Below are 17,946 nucleotides of genomic sequence, written 5' to 3'. Positions count from 1 at the left end.
ATCGGGAGGTGACGATGGCAAGGTCCACACGGGAGTCGATCCTGACCGCCGCGGCTGAACTGATGCGCCACCGCGGCTATGCCGGGGTCGCGATGAAAGACATCGCCGAGGCGTCGGGAGCGCCGATCGGATCGCTGTACCACCACTTCCGCGACGGCAAGGTGCAGATCGCGCGGGAGGCGCTACTGAATGCCGGGGCGGCCTACGGGCTGCTGATACCGACGGTCGTCGACGCCTACACCGATCTCGGCGACGCCGTCGACGGGGTGTTCCGGCAGGCCGCCGAGGACATGGCGGCCACTGGCTTCGCGAACATGTGCCCGGTGGCCAGTGTCGCGGCCGAGATCGCCGACACGGTCGAGCCGCTGCGCCAGGCCACCGGGGAGATCTTCGACGGCTGGATCGTCGGCGGCGCCGCGTACTTCGAGCAGCGCGGACTCGACCAGGCGAAGGCCCGGGACGCCACGATCGCGCTGATCGTCGCCCTGGAGGGGGCGTTCGTCCTGGCCCGGACGCTGCGCTCGAGCGAGCCGCTGCTCGCGGCGGGGCGGGTCCTGGCTCCGCAGTATCGCGGCATCACCCTCGAGGTGCCGCGCGCGGCTCGCCTCGCACCCGGCTGATCAGTGCGTATGCTCTGGCGATGGCCGTCGTCGCGGACTCCCAGGGCGTGCAGTGGTCGGTGTACCGCGTGCTGTGGCCGTTCCCGGACCCCGGTGATCTGCTCGACAATTTCGACTTCTTCGGCTGGGTGATCGGCCTGGTGCTGATCCTGCCGTTCCTCGTGGTGTGGCCGCTGTGGCTGCTGGCGAAGCTCTGCGGGGTGCGCTGGGTGGTCGTCGTCGAACGCGACCATGTCGAGGTGCAGCGGGAGCTGGTGCGCGGGTGGCGGCGCGCAGGCGGGCGCTGCGCCGAACTCGCCCTGCAGATCCGGCAGGGTTGGCGCTCGGGCAACTACACGATCTGACGCGTGTCCCTCCCGCTGACGGTCGGTCCCCGGCGCTAAGCTCTCGAACAAATGTTCTGTAGGAGGCTGGCGTGCGCGTGATGGGTGTCGACCCCGGGCTGACCCGGTGCGGGTTGTCGGTGATCCAGAGCGGGCGCGGCCGCCAGGTCATCGCGCTCGACGTGGACGTGGTGCGCACCCCGGCTGATCATCCGCTGGCGCACCGCCTGCTCGCGATCAGCGACGCCGTCGAGCACTGGCTGGACACCCACACCCCCGACGTCATCGCGATCGAGCGAGTGTTCTCCAATCAGAACGCCAACACCGCGATGGGCACCGCGCAGGCAGGCGGGGTGGTCGCTCTGGCGGCCGCCCGGCGGGACATCGACGTGCACTTCCACACGCCCAGCGAGGTGAAGGCCGCCGTCACCGGCAACGGCCGGGCCGACAAGGCGCAGGTCACCGAGATGGTGACGAGAATCCTTGCGCTGCAACAGAAGCCGACCCCGGCGGACGCGGCCGACGCGCTGGCGCTCGCGATCTGTCACTGCTGGCGCGCACCGATGATCGCCCGAATGGCCGAGGCGGAGGCGATGGCGGCCGAGCAGCGCCGCAAGTATCAGGCCACCCTCAAGTCCGCCAAGATGTCGCGGAGCGCGCGATGATCGCGTCGGTACGCGGCGAGGTCCTCGACATCGCGCTCGATCACGTGGTGATCGAGGCGGCCGGCGTCGGGTACAAGGTGATGGCGACGCCGTCGACCCTGGCGACGTTGCGGCGCGGCACCGAGGCACGGCTGATCACCGCGATGATCGTGCGCGAGGACTCCCAGACCCTCTACGGTTTCGCCGACTCCGATGCGCGCGACCTGTTCCTGACGCTGCTGGGCGTCTCCGGTATCGGACCGAGCATCGCGCTGGGTGCGCTCGCGATGTACGACGGCCCGACGCTGCGGGCTGCCATCGGTGACGGTGACCTCACCGCGCTGGTGCGAATCCCCAAGGTGGGCAAGAAGACTGCCGAGCTGCTGGTGCTCACGCTACGCGACAAAGTCGGCGCGTCCACCTCGTCCGGGCTCACCGCTGCGGGCGGACACGGTATCCGCGGACCGGTCGTCGAGGCGCTCGTCGGTCTCGGCTTCGCGCAGAAGCAGGCCGAGGAGGCCACCGACAAAGTGCTCGCCAACGACCCCGAGGCCACCACCTCCGGTGCGCTGCGAGCAGCCCTGTCGATGCTCGGGAAGAAGTGATGGGTCGGTTCGCTGGAGATCAGGACGGGTCGCCCGACGACGCCGACGAGCGGGAGGTCTCCCCGGCACTGACGGTCGGTGAGGGAGACATCGATGCGAGCCTGCGGCCGCGGTCGCTCGGCGAGTTCATCGGCCAGCCCCGGGTGCGTGAGCAGCTGCAGCTGGTTCTGGAGGGCGCGAAGAATCGCGGCGGGACGCCCGACCACATCCTGCTGTCCGGGCCGCCGGGGCTGGGGAAGACATCGCTGGCGATGATCATCGCGGCCGAGTTGGGCTCGTCGTTGCGCCTCACATCGGGTCCGGCGTTGGAGCGCGCCGGTGACCTGGCGGCGATGCTGTCCAATCTCGTCGAGCACGACGTGCTCTTCATCGACGAGATCCACCGCATCGCCCGCCCCGCCGAAGAGATGCTCTACCTCGCGATGGAGGACTTCCGCGTCGACGTCGTCGTCGGCAAAGGGCCTGGCGCGACGTCGATTCCGTTGGAGGTGGCACCCTTCACCCTCGTCGGCGCCACCACCCGTTCCGGTGCGCTGACCGGGCCGCTGCGTGATCGGTTCGGCTTCACCGCGCACATGGACTTCTACGAGCCAGCGGAACTCGAACGGGTGCTGGCGCGCTCGGCCGGCATCCTCGGCATCGAGCTGGGAGCCGATGCCGGCGCCGAGATCGCGCGCCGTTCCCGCGGTACGCCGCGCATCGCCAACCGGCTGCTGCGTCGTGTTCGCGACTACGCCGAGGTCCGCGCCGACGGCGTCATCACCCGCGACATTGCCAAGTACGCCCTCGAGGTCTACGACGTCGACGAGCTCGGGCTGGATCGGCTCGACCGCGCCGTGCTCTCCGCGCTGACCCGAAGCTTCGGGGGTGGGCCGGTCGGCGTGTCGACTCTCGCGGTGGCGGTGGGGGAGGAAGCTACGACTGTGGAAGAAGTGTGTGAGCCATTTCTGGTGCGGGCGGGCATGATCGCGCGCACTCCGCGCGGTCGCGTCGCCACCCGATTGGCGTGGACCCACCTGGGGATGACACCGCCCAGCGGGGCCGGTGCGCTCGGCCAGGCGGGGTTGTTCGAGTGACCGCCGCAGCGCTCGTCGTCGCGGCGCTCGCCGCGATCCTGCACGTCTACATCTTCGTGATGGAGTCGGTGACGTGGACCTCGGCGCGCACCCGGGCGGTGTTCGGGATGAGCGAGGAGGAGGCGCAGACCACGCGCCTACTCGCGCTGAATCAGGGCTTCTACAACCTGTTCCTGGCGATCGTCACGGTGGCGGGCATCGTGGCGACGGCTATGGCTACGGCGACGGGCGCCGACGCCGTCGGTGCGGCGCTGCTCTATGCCGGGCTGGGGTCGATGCTCGCCGCGGCGGTCGTCCTGGTCGCCTCCGCGCGGGACAAGGCCCGCGCCGCGGTGATGCAGGGGACGTTGCCGCTGGTCGCGATCGTGCTCCTGTTGCTGGCCTCAACCCTGTAACGATCGATTCCCGCCTCGGTTACCGCCGGTGGGGCGGGGGTACTCCTGTGCGCACGTCGGGCACGTCACAAGGAGGCATCATGATCGGAACTCAGCGCCCAGATCGACCACGCGGCGGTCGCATGACCATTCCACGCAGCCGCGGCGCCGCCAGCGGTCTCCTGCTCGTTCTGCTCGGCCTGTGGGGCGCCCTCGTCCCGTTCATCGGGCCGAACTTCGACTTCGCCTTCACCCCGGATCAAGCATGGGCCTGGACCACGGGCCGAGGCTGGCTCGAGGTGCTTCCCGGAGTGATCACGGTGGTCGGCGGTCTGGTACTGCTGACCTCGCGCAACCGTGCCACCGCCGTGCTCGGCAGCTGGCTGAGTGTGGCCGGGGGCGCATGGTTCGTGATCGGCCGGGCCCTGGCCGGCCCGCTCGGCCTCGGCGATGCCGGCGCACCGGTCGCCGACACCGAAACCAAGCGGGTCTGGCTCGACCTCAGCTACTTCTACGGCCTCGGCGCGGTGATCATCTTCCTCGGCGCGCTGGCTCTGGGCCGGGTGTCGGTACGTAGTGTCCGCGACGTCGAGTACGCCAGCCGCCCCGTTGCTGTCGACGCTCCCGCCCACACCGGCTCGATACCTGTCACGGACCGGACGGCAGCCACCCCGGTGGGCGCGCAGCCCACAGAGGTGGTCGATCCACACGAGCGGGCACCGCGGCGCGGTCTGCGCGGCCGCCTCTTCGGCGGACGGCGCGACCGCAACCTGGTGCACCACTGACTCAGAGCAGTCCCAACAGCTCCAGATCGGTGACGTACTTGACGATCACCTCTCGGGTGACGTGGGGGATGTCCTTGTCGGGCCCGATCTTGGCCTCCTGCACCGCCGTCCGGAACCGGTCGGTGGGTGCGATGGAGCCCGGGATCGGGGTCTCCGGCCGCTGGTAGTTGTGCAGCAGCGGCAGTAGCGACGCCTGACGCTTGCGCTCGGGCAGGGCGTTGATCGCCGCGGTGAACCGGGCGAGCCAGGTGGCGTAGTCACCCACCCGGCGCACCGGGTAGCCCGCCTCGATCAACCAGTCGACGAACTCGTCGAGGCCGATGCCGTCGTCGTACGGGTTCATCACATGGTAGGTCTCGAACCCGCTCTCCGACTCGCGAGCCACCGCGGCACCCAGCGTGGAAATCGCTTCGGCGATGAACTCGACCGGCAGCCCGTCGTAGTGGGCGCGCGGCCGCCGACCGTCGGCGTCGAGCTGGTAGAACGACTCCGGAGCCACGCCCGTGGCGACGAGGCTGAACATCAACCGGGTGAACATGTCCGGCAGGTTCAGCTGACCGGCGTAGGTGGTGTCGGCCAGGATCATGTCGCAGCGGAACACCGAGACCGGCAATCCGCACAGGTCGTGAGCCTCGCGCAGCAGAACCTCGCCGGCCCACTTGCTGTTCGAGTAGCCGTTGGCGTAGCTGTCGTCGACCTTGCGCACCGCGCTGATCTCACGGATGTCGCCGTCCTCGATGAACCTGCCCGGCTCGATCCCGGCGCCCACCCCGATCGTCGAGACGTAGGCGAACGGCTTCTGGCGGGTGGTCAGGGCGAGGCGGATCAGTTCGGCGGTGCCGACGGCGTTGGGGCCGAACAGCTCGCTGTAGGGCAGGACGTGGTTGACCAGCGCGGCCGGGTCGACGATCAGGTCGACGGTGTCGGCGAGGCGCTGCCACACCTGCGGGTCGAGGCCCAGATCGGCTTCACCCTTGTCGCCGGCCAGCACCTCGAGATGGTCGGCGGCCAGGGAGCGGTAGTGCTCCAACAGCTGCTGATCGCCGCTGTCGAACGTCGCGTCGAGGCGGGCCCGCGCGGCGTCGTCGTCTTTGGCGCGGACCAGGCAGATCACCTTTCCGTCGACGAGGTCCATCCGCTCCAGCCAGTCCAGGGCCAGGTAGCGGCCCAGGAATCCGGTGGCGCCGGTCAGCAGCACCGTGCGAACCTCGGCGCTCGGTCCGGGCAACGAGGTTGCCGCAGAGAGGGTTTCGGCGTCGATGAACTTGTCGAGCGTCAGATCGCTGGCGCGGGCTTCGGTGGCACCCGCGCCGTGCACGCCGGTGAAGGTGGGCCGCTTCGCGCCGGGCTGACGCTGCGTCTCGATGTAGGCCGCCAGCGAGGCGAGATCGGTGGCAGGGCTGACGATCACACCGACCGGCACATCGACGTCGAAGATGTCACGCAGCAGGTTGCCGAATGTCAACGCCGACAACGAATCTCCACCGAGATCGGTGAAGTGGGCGTCGGGCTGCACATCGGTGGCCGCGGTGCCGAGCAGGGCGGCCGCCGCGCGGCCGACTGTCTCGAGCACCGGCCGGTTCGCGCCCTCGGCGCGCAGCGTGCGCATCTCGTCGGCCTGCCCCTCGGCCAATTCGGCGTACAGGGCTTCGAGTTGGTCGCCGTAGCGCTCCTTGAGCCTCGGCCGGGCCAGCTTGCGGATGCCGGTGAGCAGACCGTTCTCCAGCGTGAACGGGGTCTCCTCGATCAGGAAGTCGCGGGGGATCTCGTAGGACTGCAGATCGGCCGCGCGGGCGACGTCCTGCAGCGACTCGGCGATCAGGGCTTTCGCGTCGTCGCGGGCCAGCACGTCTTCGGTCGGCACGACCACGGCCAGCAGGTAGGACCGGGCACTGTTGCCGTACACGTAGATCTGACGGATTCGCGGGCTGTCGCCGAACACCGCTTCGAGCTTCGAGACGGCGACGAACTCACCCTGGGAGAGCTTCTGCACGTTGTTGCGACGGTCGAGGTAGACGACCTGATCAGGGCCGGTCTCGGCGACCACGTCGCCGGTGCGGTAGTAGCCGTCGGGGTCGAACATCTCGGCGGTGATCTCGGGCCGCTTGTAGTAGCCGGGGAACAGGGTCTCGGACTTGACCAGCAATTCGCCGCGCGGGTGCGGACGGTCGGTGGTGAAATAGCCGAGGTCCGGGACGTCGACGAGCTTGTAGTCGGTCACCGGCGGACGCTGGATCTGACCGTCGACGAACACCGCTCCGGCCTCGGTCGAGCCGTAGCCGTCGGTCAGGTGCAGGTCGAGGAGGTCTTCGACGAAGGTCCGCATCTCGGGTGACAGCGGCGCCGAGCCGGTCATCGCCATGACGTAGCGGCCGCCGATGAGGCTCTGGCGCAGATCGGCGTAGACGTCGTCGAGGCCGTCGGGTCGGCGGTCCACTTCCTTGGCGACCTCGGCGGCGATGGTGTCCCAGATGCGCGGAACGAAGGTCAGCTGGGTCGGGCGAACCAGTGCGAGGTCTTCCAGGAACGTCGAGAGATCACTGCGCGCAGCGAAATACGCGGTACCGCCGGCGCCGAGCGTGCCGTAGAGCAGACCGCGGCCCATCATGTGGCTCATCGGCATGAAGTTCAGCGTGATCGACGGCGTCGACTGCTCGCCGCCCCACGTCGAGCGACCGGACCGGCGCCACGCGTTGGCGACCAACCGCTCCGGGTACATCGCGCCCTTGGGGGCACCGGTGCTGCCGGAGGTGTAGATCAGCAGGAGAAGCGGATCCTTCTCGGGTGAGGTGAATGGCTGTGCCGCAGGCAAAGTCGCGCCGTGGGCCAGCACCTCGGCGAGCGTGACGACCTCGACGGAGCGGCCGGCGTCAGCGAGGCGGGCACGTGCGTCGGCGACGGCGTCGCGGTGATCGTCGACCTCGGCGCGGTGATCGAACACGATGAGGCGGCCCACCGACTCGGCGTCGCGGACGAGGTCGACGGCGTCAGCGAGATGGTCGACGGACGCGGCGAACACCACGGGCTCGGTCTCGGCGACGATTGGCCGCAAGGTCGCCTCGGGTGCGCTGGTCTGCAGTGGCACCGACACCGCGCCGGCCAGCGCGAGCGTCGTGTCGATCACGGCGTAGTCGACGCTGGTGAAGCCGAGGACGGCGACGCGGTCGCCGGGATTCACATCGGTCAGTGCGGCGAGCAGCTGGTGGATGCGGGTGGACAGTTCGGCGTAGGTGATGGTGTCGAAGTGGGGGAGGAGCTTGGCCTCGGTGCGTCCGGTCTGCGGGTCGGTGACCAGGTCGACGGCGCGCTGGCCGAGAGCGGGGCGCTCGGCGTAGCCGTCGAGCGCGGTGGCGATGATGTCCGGTAGACGCAGCTCCGGGTGATCGAGGTTTTCGGCGATCGTGTCATCGGGCACGGCCGCGGCGAACTCGGGATCGGTGGCCAGCAGGTCGTCGATGCGGCGGGCGAGTCGTTCTTCACGGGTATCAGTCGGCATCAGTAATCCTTTGAGAACACGTTGTCGGTGGGGGCGCATTCGCGCGTCCACCAGAAAACTACGTTAGTAAAACTAAGCGTATTCCGACAAAGGACCTTTTGCGGCTGTCAGGTTGCTGTGAATCGCTGCGGCGGACCGCAAAACGGCTCTGCCGCAGCTGATTCCGTGGTCCGGATCACAGTTTCGCGCGGTCCGACTGTTAGCCAGTGAGGCCGGTCACATGTCGCGCAGCAGCAACTCGAGGACGTCGAGGGCCTCGTTGAGCAACTCGTCACTGATCGTCAGCGGCGGCAGGAAGCGCAGCACGTTGCCGAAGGTGCCGCACGTCAGCACGATCACGCCGGCCTGGTGGGCAGCCGTGCTGAGCTTCTTGGTCAGCTCTGCGTCCGGCTCGAGGGCGCCGGCCTTGACCAGTTCGACCGCGATCATGGCGCCGCGCCCGCGGACGTCGCCGATGCGGTCGTCCTCAGCCTGCAGGCGGCCGAGCCGGTCCTTCATCAACGATTCGATCTCCTTGGCGCGCCCCACGAGCCCGTCGTCCTCGATCGTCGCGATCGTGGCCAACGCGGCCGCGCATGCCACCGGGTTGCCACCGTAGGTACCGCCCAGGCCCCCGACGTGGGGAGCATCCATGATCTCGGTGCGACCCGTCACCGCCGAGAGCGGCATGCCACCGGCGATGCCCTTGGCCGTCACGATCAGGTCGGGCACGATGCCCTCGTGCTCGCAGGCGAACATCGCGCCAGTGCGCGCGAAGCCGGTCTGCACCTCGTCGGCGATGAACACCACACCGTTGTCGCGGCACCACTGCAGCAGCGTGGGTAGGAAGCCCTCGGCGGGCACGATGAATCCGCCCTCGCCCTGGATCGGCTCGATGATCACCGCGGCCAGGTTGGCGGCGCCGACCTGCTTGTCCATCATCGTGATGGCCCGCCGGGCGGCGAGCTCACCGTCGGTGGCCAGCTCCTTGCCGAACTCCGCGTCGCGGAACGGATAGGACAGCGGCGCCCGGTAGATCTCCGGGGCGAACGGACCGAAACCGTGCTTGTAGGGCATCGACTTGGCGGTCAGCGCCATCGTGAGGTTGGTCCGGCCGTGGTAGGCGTGGTCGAACGCTACGACCGCCTGCCTGCCCGTGTAGGTGCGGGCGATCTTGACGGCGTTCTCGACGGCTTCGGAGCCGGAGTTGAACAGCGCCGAGCGCTTGTCGCCGTCCCCGGGGGTGAGGCGGTTCAGCGCCTCGGCGACGGCCACGTACCCCTCGTACGGGGTCACCATGAAACAGGTGTGCGTGAACTGGGCGGCCTGGTCGCGTACGGCGTCGACCACCCGCGGCGACGCATTGCCCACGGTGGTGACGGCGATGCCCGAGCCCATGTCGATGAGGCGGTTCCCGTCGACGTCTTCGACGATTCCGCCGAAGGCGCGGACTGCGTAGACGGGCATGGTGTTGCCGATGCCGCTGGCCACCGCCGCCGTCTTGCGCGCGATCAGCTCCTGCGAGCGCGGGCCGGGGATAGCGGTGGCGAGGTGGCGGCTCTGTTCGAGAACGCTCAACTCAAGGACCTCCTGTGACGATGGGCCGCTGACCTTCCGAGCCTAGTCGGTCCCCCTACCGATCCGTCGAGAACCAGGGGTCGATACGCCGGGTTCGGTGGCAGAGGTCGATCGCGACGACGAAATCCGTCGGTCCGAGCCGCCGTTCGGCGGGGGAAGGCGGGCGTGGCGGCCGCAATGGCACACTGGTCAACGAATTCCTTCATGAATGCGGCCCTCCGACGGGTTCGGAGGGGCCGCCGAGAAACAGACCGCAACGAAACAGAAGAGACACTGCTGCCATGGACCTGTTCGTCTTCCTGCCCCTGCTCATCATCATGGGCGCCTTCATGTACTTCGCGTCGCGGCGTCAGAAGAAGGCCATGCAGGCCACGATCGACCTGCACAACTCGCTGACCGTCGGCGACGAGGTGCACACCACCTCAGGCCTGCGCGGGCGGATCACCGGTATCTCCGACGACGAAGTGGACCTGGAGATCGCGCCGGGCGTGGTGACCACCTGGATGAAGCTCGCCGTGCGCGACCGCGTCACCGAGGACGCCGACGAGCTCGAGGACGACGACGAGGACTTCCCGGTCGAGCCGGCCTCCGGTGCGACCGAGCTGAGCGACCGGCCCAACACGAAGACTGACAGCTGACGTATCAGCCGCGGCACGTACCCTTTGCGGGTCACCGCGCCGTCGCGGTACCTGACGACCTGACCCCGAGGAGACTGTAGAGACGTGGCATCGTCTTCGACGCCGGTGCATGCTGCCCGCTACCTGGCCCTGTTCCTGGCATTGCTGATCGGTGCCTACCTGTTGGTGTTCCTCACCGGTGACAAGAAGGCCGAGCCCAAGCTCGGTATCGACCTGCAGGGCGGCACCCGCGTGACGCTGACCGCCCGCACCCCGGACGGCTCACCGCCCTCACGTGATGCGCTCAACCAGGCGCAGCAGATCATCAGTGCCCGCGTCGACGGTCTGGGCGTGTCCGGGTCCGAGGTGATCATCGACGGCCAGAACCTCGTGATCACCGTTCCGGGTAACGACACCAGCGAAGCGCGCAATCTGGGCCAGACGGCACGGCTCTACATTCGTCCCGTGATCCACGCGATCCCGGCCGCCGGTCAGGGGCCGCCCGAGCAGGCGGGGCCGGGCGGTGCTCCTCCAGGCGCACCGGGTGCGCCCCCCGGCGCTGTTCCGGGTCTGCCGCCGGGTGCGGCCGTGCCCGGCCTGCCGCCAGGTGCAGGCGGGCCTCCCGGTGGCCCCGACGCCGACATCCCCGGGCTGCCGCCGTTGGAGCCGCAGGCCCCCGCGCCGGCACCTCAGCCGCGTCCGTTCCCGCAGCAGCCCGCGCCCAGCCCGAGCCCGGCTCCCGCGCCGAATCCGGCACCTCCGGGGCCGACGACGTCGCCCGCACCGGGGGCACCGCCCGCGCCGGGTGGCAAGAACGTGCCGCTGGCCCAGCGCATCCAGGACGAGAAGCGGCTGCGGCAGAGTTCCGAGCAGGCCATCCAGATCCTCGCCCTGCAGTTCCAGGCCACCCGCTGCGGTGACGACGACGTGCTGGCCGGCAACGACGACCCGAACCTGCCGCTGGTGACCTGCTCGCAGGACGGCAAAGAGGTCTATCTGCTGGACAAGTCGATCATCAGCGGTGAGGGCATCGCCAACGCCACCTCCGGCTTGGACCAGCAGCGCGGCGAGTACGTCGTCGACGTCGAGTTCAAGAGCGATGCCGCCAAGACGTGGGCGGACTTCACGGCGGCCAACGTCGGTACGCAGACGGCGTTCGTGCTGGACTCCAAGGTCGTCAGCGCGCCCGTCATCAACGAGGCGATCCCCGGCGGACGCACCCAGATCACCGGCCAGTTCACCGCCGACTCGGCACGCGAACTCGCCAACGTGCTGAAGTACGGCTCGCTGCCGCTGTCGTTCGAGTCCTCGGAGGCGGAAACGGTATCGGCCACGCTGGGCTTGTCGTCGCTGCGCGCCGGTCTGATCGCCGGCGCGGTGGGGCTGGTGGCGGTGCTGCTGTACTCGCTGCTCTACTACCGGGTGCTCGGCCTGCTGGTGGCGCTGTCACTGGTGGCCTCGGGCGCGATGGTGTTCGCGATCCTGGTGCTGCTCGGGCGCTACATCAACTACACGCTCGACCTGGCGGGTATCGCCGGTCTGATCATCGGTATCGGCACCACGGCCGACTCGTTCGTGGTGTTCTTCGAACGCATCAAGGACGAGATCCGCGAGGGCAGATCGTTCCGGTCGGCGGTGCCACGAGGCTGGACGCGTGCCCGCAAGACGATCATGTCGGGCAACGCGGTGACGTTCCTGGCCGCGGCGGTGCTGTACTTCCTCGCGGTCGGCCAGGTGAAGGGCTTCGCGTTCACGCTGGGCCTGACCACCATCCTCGACGTGGTCGTCGTGTTCCTGGTGACCTGGCCGCTGCTGTACTTCGCGTCCAAGTCACCGACCATGGCCAAGCCGTCGCTGAACGGCCTCGGCGCCGTCCAGCAGATCGCGCGCGAACGCCGAGCGGCCGCACACGCGGCGGGACGGGGATAACGCATGGCACGCAGTAGTTCACATCGGCGCGACGGCGCCGTCGAGTCGACCGCGGTGGAGGCGCCCGACCTCGAAGCCAGTGGCGCCGACGCGCCCAAGCACGGCTTCTTCGTCCGCCTCTACACCGGCACCGGCGCTTTCGAGGTCATCGGGCGCCGCAAGCTGTGGTACGCGGTCAGCGGGATCATCGTCGCGATCGCCCTCGGCGCGATCGTGTTGCGCGGCTTCACTTTCGGCATCGACTTCGAGGGCGGCACCAAGGTGTCGTTCCCGCGCGGAGAGGGGCAGGCCACCTCAGCGCAAGTCGAGACGGTGTTCAACAACGCCATCGGCAAGCCGCCGGAGTCGGTGGTCGTCGTCGGTAGCGGTGGGTCGGCGACGTTCCAGATCCGCTCGGAAACGCTGAGCAATGACGAGACCGAGGCACTGCGCACTGCACTCTTCGACGAATTCCAGCCCAAGGGTGCCGACGGCCAGCCGAGCAAGCAGGTGATCAGCGACTCGGCGGTGTCGGAGACGTGGGGCGGTCAGATCACGCAGAAGGCTCTGATCGCGCTCGTGGTGTTCCTGGTGTTGGCGGCCATCTACATCACTGTGCGCTACGAGAGATACATGGCCGTCGCCGCGTTGCTGACGCTGGTGTTCGACCTCGTGGTCACGGCAGGGGTGTACGCGCTCGTCGGGTTCGAGGTCACGCCTGCCACCGTGATCGGTCTGCTGACCATCCTCGGCTTCTCGCTCTACGACACGGTCATCGTGTTCGACAAGGTCGAGGAGAACACCGAGGGCTTCGAACACACCACCCGCCGGACGTTTGCCGAACAGGCGAACCTCGCCGTCAACCAGACGTTCATGCGATCGATCAACACGAGCTTGATCTCAGTGCTGCCGATCATCGCACTGATGGTGATCGCGGTGTGGCTGCTGGGCGTCGGCACGCTGATGGACCTGGCGCTGGTCCAGCTCGTCGGCGTGATCGTGGGTACCTACTCGTCGATCTTCTTCGCCACGCCCCTGCTGGTCAGCCTGCGTGAGCGCACCGACCTCGTCAGCAAGCACACGCGCCGGGTGCTCAACCGCCGCAAGACCGTCGCTGCCAAGGCTGGTGCCGGGGACGGGGTGTTCGACGACGAGGCCGACGCACCAGCGGCATCGGAACCCGAGCCCGCGCGGGTCGTCACCACGCCGGCCGGACCGCCGCCGGACAAGCCCGCCCCTGGGGCTCGACCGATCCGGCCGACCTCGAGCCGGACGGGCCGGCCGTCGGGTAAGCGAAGCACCGGAAAGCGCTAGGGAGCGGTAGGTCCGATGGCCCACCGCACCCGTGCGTGCCGTGTCAGTGTCATAGCGGCGGTCTTCGCCGTGGTGGGGACGTTCGGTCTCTCGGCGTGCTCGTCGGGCGCCGCGGACGCGATCGACTACGCGATCGACGGCACGCTCTCGACGTACAACACCAACACCGTGGCCGGCGCCGCCTCAGGCGGCTCGCAGGCGTTCGCGCGGGTGCTGACCGGGTTCAACTACCACGGTCCCGACGGCCAGATCGTCGGCGACCACGACTTCGGCACCATCGCGGTCGTGGGGCGCAGCCCGCTGGTCCTGGACTACGAGATCACGCCGGCGGCCGTCTACTCCGACGGCAAGCCGATCACCTGCGACGACATGGTGCTGGCGTGGGCGGCGCAGTCGGGCCGCTTCCCGACCTTCGATGCCGCCAGCAGGGCCGGCTACACCGACATCGCGACCATCGACTGCACTCCGGGCCAGAAGAAGGCCCGTGTCAGCTTCGCCCAGGATCGGGCGTTCACCGACTACGGGCAGCTGTTCGCGGCGACGTCGATGATGCCCTCGCACGTCATCGCCGACGAGCTCGGGCTCGGCGACGGCGGCGTGACCAAGGCCCTGCTCGGCAGCGACGGACCCGCGGTCGAGCGGATCGCCCAGGCGTGGAACACGACCTGGAACCTGACCCCGGATCTGGACCTCAAGCGATTCCCGTCGTCGGGGCCGTACCGCATCGACTCCGTCACCGGCGATGGCGCGGTGGTGCTGGTGGCCAACGACAAGTGGTGGGGCACCAAGCCCGTCACCGTCAAGGTCACTGTGTGGCCGCGCCGCTCGGATCTGCAGGACCGAGTCAACGAGGGCGCCTTCGATGTCGTCGACATCGCGGCCGGGTCGGCGGGCAGCCTGAACCTGCCCGACGACTACACCCGTTCCGACTCGGCATCGGCGGGCGTCGAGCAGCTGATCTTCGCCCCGCAGGGGCCTCTGGCCGCGGTGCCTGCGCGCCGCGCCGTCGCCCAGTGCACGCCGCGCGACGTCATCGCCCGCAATGCGTCGGTGCCGCCGGCCAACTCGCGGCTCAACGCCGCGGCCGAGGACGCCTACTCCGGTGCGGAAGCCACGCCCCAGGTCAACGACTTCGCGGTCGCCAACCCCGACGCCGCGCGCGCCTCGCTGGGCAACCAGCCGCTGACGGTGCGCATCGGGTACCAGTCGCCCAACGCCCGGCTTGCCGCCGCCGTCGGCGCGATGGCGAAAGCGTGCGCGCCTGCGGGCATCACGGTGCAGGACGCCGCGGGGGAGAACGTGGGCCCACAGTCTTTGCGCGACAACAGCATCGACGTGTTGATCGCCAGCACCGGCGGGGCGACGGGCAGCGGATCGACGGGCTCCTCGGCGATGGACGCCTACACCCTGCACAGCGGGGACGGCAACAATCTCCCTCGGTATGCCAACGAACGCATCGACGGCATCATCTCGACGTTGGCGGTGACCTCGGACCCCAAGGAGATCGCGCGGTTGCTCGCCGAGGCCGGTCCGATCCTGTGGGGCGACATGCCGACCCTGCCGCTGTACCGTCAGCAGCGCACGCTGCTCGCGTCGACGAAGATGTACGCGGTGAGCGCCAATCCGACGCGCTGGGGCGCGGGATGGAACATGGACCGATGGAAGCTGAGCCAGTGAGTCAGACGCGTGACGTCGGCCAGGTGATCTCCTCGCTGCTGCGCGAGGTGCCCGACTTTCCCGAGCCGGGTGTGCTGTTCAAGGATCTGACGCCGGTGCTGGCCGATGCCAGGGGTCTGGCCGAGGTGAGCGCCGCGATGGCCGACATCGCCCGCGGCGCCGACCTCGTGGCCGGAGTCGATGCCCGCGGATTCCTGCTCGGCGGCGCCGTGGCGATCTCGCTCGGCATCGGCGTGCTCGCGGTCCGGAAGGGCGGCAAGCTGCCGCCGCCGGTGATCAGTGAGACCTACACCCTCGAATACGGCACCGCCACGCTGGAGGTGCCCGCCGACGGCGTCGAGTTGGCCGGCCGCACCATCGTGGTGATCGACGACGTGCTGGCGACCGGGGGAACACTGGCGGCCACCCATCAGTTACTCACCGCAGCGGGGGCAAGGGTCAGCGGCGCCATCGTGATGCTCGAACTGTCGGCCTTGGGCGGCCGGTCGGTGCTCGAACCCTTGCCGGTCACGGCCTTGCACACCGTGTGACCGGATATCCTGCGAAGAGCAGCAATAAGCGGAGGTGAGCATGGCCAACGAGATCCAGGCAGATCCGCGCGCGAACCAGGCTGTGCAGACGCCCCCGCCGCCACCGGCCGGGCCCGAGACCCAGCCGATGGAGCTGCCCCGGACCGAAGCGGCCAAGGCGACCAGCGCGTCGCGGCGGGTGCGGGCCCGCCTCGCCCGCCGGATGACCTCCCAGCGCAGCGCCGTCAACCCGGTGCTGGAACCGCTGGTGTCGGTGCACCGGGAGATCTACCCCAAAGCCGACCTGACCCTGTTGCAGAAGGCCTACGAGGTCGCCGAGCAGCGGCACGCCGACCAGCTGCGCAAGTCGGGTGACCCCTACATCACCCATCCGCTGGCGGTGGCCAACATCCTGGCCGAGCTCGGCATGGACACCACCACGTTGATCGCGGCGCTGCTGCACGACACCGTCGAGGACACCGGCTACACCCTGGAGGCGTTGACCGCCGAGTTCGGTCCGGAGGTCGGCCACCTCGTCGACGGCGTGACCAAGCTGGACAAGGTGGCGCTGGGCACCGCGGCCGAGGGCGAGACGATCCGCAAGATGATCATCGCGATGGCGCGCGATCCTCGCGTGCTGGTGATCAAGGTCGCCGACCGGCTGCACAACATGCGCACGATGCGCTTCCTGCCGCCCGAGAAGCAGGCCCGCAAGGCTCGCGAAACACTGGAAGTCATTGCGCCCCTTGCTCATCGGCTCGGTATGGCGACGGTAAAGTGGGAGCTCGAGGACCTGTCGTTCGCGATCCTGCACCCCAAGAAGTACGAGGAGATCGTGCGGCTGGTCGCCGATCGGGCGCCGTCGCGCGACACCTACCTGGCCAAGGTGCGTGCCGAGATCACCAACACGCTGAACGCGTCGAAGATCAACGCCGTCGTCGAGGGCAGGCCCAAGCACTACTGGTCGATCTATCAGAAGATGATCGTCAAGGGTCGCGACTTCGACGACATCCACGACCTGGTCGGCGTGCGGATTCTGTGCGACGAGCTGCGCGACTGCTACGCCGCCGTCGGTGTGGTGCACTCGCTGTGGCAGCCGATCGCGGGCCGGTTCAAGGACTACATCGCCCAGCCTCGCTTCGGGGTGTACCAGTCGTTGCACACCACGGTCGTCGGTCCGGAGGGCAAGCCGCTGGAGGTGCAGATCCGCACCACCGACATGCACAAGACCGCCGAGTACGGCATCGCCGCGCACTGGCGCTACAAGGAAGCCAAGGGGCGCAACGGAGTTCCGCCCAGCCACACCGCCACCGAGCTCGACGACATGGCGTGGATGCGGCAGCTGCTCGACTGGCAGCGGGAAGCCGCCGACCCCGGCGAGTTCCTGGAGTCGCTGCGTTACGACCTCGCGGTGCAGGAGATCTTCGTGTTCACCCCGAAGGGCGACGTCATCACGCTGCCCACCGGGTCCACGCCCGTCGACTTCGCCTACGCCGTGCACACCGAGGTGGGGCACCGCTGCATCGGTGCCCGGGTCAACGGTCGGCTCGTTGCGCTGGAGCGCAAGCTCGAGAACGGGGAAGTGGTCGAGGTCTTCACGTCCAAGGCCGCCAACGCCGGGCCGTCACGGGACTGGCAGACGTTCGTCGTGTCGCCGCGCGCCAAGGCCAAGATCCGGCAGTGGTTCGCCAAGGAGCGTCGTGAAGAGGCGCTGGAATCAGGCAAGGACGCGATCGCGCGCGAGGTGCGCCGCGGCGGACTCCCGTTGCAGCGCTTGATGAATGCCGAGACCATGGCGGCGCTTGCTCGTGAGCTGCGCTACCTCGACGTCTCCGCGCTCTACACCGCGGTCGGTGAGGGCCACGTGTCGGCCCGCCACGTCGTGCAGCGGTTGGTCGCCCAGATCGGCGGCGACGACGAGGCGGCCGACGAGCTGGCCGAGCGCTCGACACCGGCGACCATGCCGGTGCGGCAGCGCACCAGCGACGACGTCGGCGTGGCGGTTCCGGGCGCGCCCGGGGTGTTGTGCAAGCTCGCCAAGTGCTGCACGCCGGTGCCGGGCGACATCATCATGGGGTTCGTCACCCGTGGCGGCGGGGTGAGCGTGCACCGCACCGACTGCACGAACGCCTCGTCGCTGGAGCAGCAGTCCGAACGGATCATCGACGTGCAGTGGGCGCCGTCGCCGTCGTCGGTGTTCCTGGTCGCCATCCAGGTCGAGGCGCTCGATCGGCACCGGCTGCTGTCCGACGTCACGCGGGTGCTCGCCGACGAGAAGGTGAACATCCTCTCGGCGTCGGTGACGACGTCCAACGACCGGGTAGCGATCAGCCGGTTCACCTTCGAGATGGGTGACCCCAAGCATCTGGGCCACGTGCTCAATGTGGTCCGCAACGTGGAGGGCGTCTACGACGTCTACCGCGTCACCTCAGCTGCCTGAG

General features: G+C 68.8%; 15 protein-coding genes. 13 read left to right on the top strand and 2 right to left on the bottom strand.

Annotated features, from left to right (window positions below; all coding sequences use genetic code 11):
• Positions 1-14: 14 nt before the first annotated feature.
• The 7 genes from ACZYYX_RS21225 to ACZYYX_RS21195 all read left to right on the top strand — a co-directional run bounded on the left by ACZYYX_RS21225 (position 15) and on the right by ACZYYX_RS21195 (position 4,427).
• Positions 15-620, top strand: a complete 606-nt coding sequence (locus ACZYYX_RS21225) for a TetR/AcrR family transcriptional regulator (RefSeq protein WP_463816608.1) — start codon at positions 15-17, stop codon at positions 618-620.
• Between the two features lie 20 nt (positions 621-640).
• Positions 641-964, top strand: coding sequence for a hypothetical protein (locus ACZYYX_RS21220; protein ID WP_463816607.1), 324 nt, complete (start codon positions 641-643; stop codon positions 962-964).
• Between the two features lie 71 nt (positions 965-1,035).
• Positions 1,036-1,608 (top strand): crossover junction endodeoxyribonuclease RuvC, encoded by a 573-nt coding sequence (ruvC, locus tag ACZYYX_RS21215; protein ID WP_463816606.1) that lies wholly within the window; start codon positions 1,036-1,038, stop codon positions 1,606-1,608.
• Positions 1,605-2,192, top strand: coding sequence for a Holliday junction branch migration protein RuvA (gene ruvA / locus ACZYYX_RS21210; RefSeq protein ID WP_463816605.1), 588 nt, complete (start codon positions 1,605-1,607; stop codon positions 2,190-2,192). The genes ruvC and ruvA overlap by 4 nt, the downstream gene beginning before the upstream one ends.
• Entirely contained in the window at positions 2,192-3,268 is a 1,077-nt protein-coding gene (gene ruvB, locus ACZYYX_RS21205) for a Holliday junction branch migration DNA helicase RuvB (RefSeq protein ID WP_463816604.1), read from the top strand. Before ruvA ends, ruvB begins: the two co-directional genes overlap by 1 nt.
• A complete protein-coding gene (locus ACZYYX_RS21200) occupies positions 3,265-3,663 on the top strand; it encodes a DUF1304 domain-containing protein (protein WP_463816603.1) in 399 nt (132 codons plus the stop codon). Before ruvB ends, ACZYYX_RS21200 begins: the two co-directional genes overlap by 4 nt.
• An 80-nt stretch (positions 3,664-3,743) precedes the next feature.
• Positions 3,744-4,427: a hypothetical protein gene (locus ACZYYX_RS21195; RefSeq protein ID WP_463816602.1), complete on the top strand. Its 684-nt coding sequence runs from the start codon at positions 3,744-3,746 to the stop codon at positions 4,425-4,427.
• Position 4,428: 1 nt separating this feature from the next.
• On the opposite strand, the gene car is transcribed toward ACZYYX_RS21195, so the two are convergent.
• Positions 4,429-7,923: a carboxylic acid reductase gene (gene car / locus ACZYYX_RS21190; protein WP_463816601.1), complete on the bottom strand. Its 3,495-nt coding sequence runs from the start codon at positions 7,921-7,923 to the stop codon at positions 4,429-4,431.
• Positions 7,924-8,139: 216 nt separating this feature from the next.
• Entirely contained in the window at positions 8,140-9,480 is a 1,341-nt protein-coding gene (gene gabT / locus ACZYYX_RS21185; RefSeq protein ID WP_463816600.1) for a 4-aminobutyrate--2-oxoglutarate transaminase, read from the bottom strand.
• Positions 9,481-9,761: 281 nt separating this feature from the next.
• Here gabT and yajC point away from each other — a divergent pair, with 281 nt between their 5' ends.
• The 6 genes from yajC (at position 9,762) to ACZYYX_RS21155 (ending at position 17,945) form a co-directional block, all read left to right on the top strand.
• Complete coding sequence (gene yajC / locus ACZYYX_RS21180) at positions 9,762-10,118, top strand: preprotein translocase subunit YajC (RefSeq protein WP_463816599.1); 357 nt, start codon at positions 9,762-9,764, stop codon at positions 10,116-10,118.
• Between the two features lie 84 nt (positions 10,119-10,202).
• Positions 10,203-12,026 (top strand): protein translocase subunit SecD, encoded by a 1,824-nt coding sequence (gene secD / locus ACZYYX_RS21175; protein WP_463816598.1) that lies wholly within the window; start codon positions 10,203-10,205, stop codon positions 12,024-12,026.
• A 3-nt stretch (positions 12,027-12,029) separates the two neighbouring features.
• Positions 12,030-13,319: a protein translocase subunit SecF gene (gene secF, locus ACZYYX_RS21170; protein ID WP_463816596.1), complete on the top strand. Its 1,290-nt coding sequence runs from the start codon at positions 12,030-12,032 to the stop codon at positions 13,317-13,319.
• 15 nt (positions 13,320-13,334) lie between these two features.
• Positions 13,335-14,996 (top strand): ABC transporter substrate-binding protein, encoded by a 1,662-nt coding sequence (locus ACZYYX_RS21165; RefSeq protein WP_463816595.1) that lies wholly within the window; start codon positions 13,335-13,337, stop codon positions 14,994-14,996.
• The gene (locus tag ACZYYX_RS21160; RefSeq protein WP_463816594.1) at positions 14,978-15,526 is read left to right on the top strand and encodes an adenine phosphoribosyltransferase; all 549 of its coding nucleotides are present in this window, start codon (positions 14,978-14,980) and stop codon (positions 15,524-15,526) included. Before ACZYYX_RS21165 ends, ACZYYX_RS21160 begins: the two co-directional genes overlap by 19 nt.
• Before the next feature lie 40 nt (positions 15,527-15,566).
• Positions 15,567-17,945, top strand: a complete 2,379-nt coding sequence (locus ACZYYX_RS21155; RefSeq protein WP_463816593.1) for a RelA/SpoT family protein — start codon at positions 15,567-15,569, stop codon at positions 17,943-17,945.
• Position 17,946 lies beyond the last annotated feature (1 nt).

This window comes from Mycobacterium sp. IDUB_1, from assembly GCF_055419625.1.
Note: the sequence above shows the minus strand (reverse complement) of the source record. Positions and strands in the feature narration are given on the sequence as shown.